The 273-nt window shown below is 36.6% G+C and carries 1 protein-coding gene; it reads right to left on the reverse strand.

The window, feature by feature from the left end:
* On the reverse strand, positions 1–273 hold a 273-nt coding region (locus ACWA1B_RS22670; protein ID WP_456910871.1), incomplete at both ends, for a DUF5689 domain-containing protein.

The raw sequence follows: 273 nt of genomic DNA on the forward strand, positions 1-273 counted from the left end.
TGTTAAATTCTGCATATCCATTTCCAGAATATACCATGCTTTTCCACAATTTTGTTGCTTTCTCCACAATATTGCTCCAGCCTGGAAGCGTAAAATTCACATTGTTTTTAACCGATTGAAAATCTTCTGAAAAAAATGGCGTATTTCTTTTTCCGTTCATCACGATATCACTTTCATAGCGAACCATAAACTGATAAGCTGAACCAAATTTGGTTAAAATCCCTCGAACTTTTCCACTCCCTTCTGGCACAGCGTGATCTGCAAATTTTGCAT

This window comes from Flavobacterium xizangense (assembly GCF_054075145.1).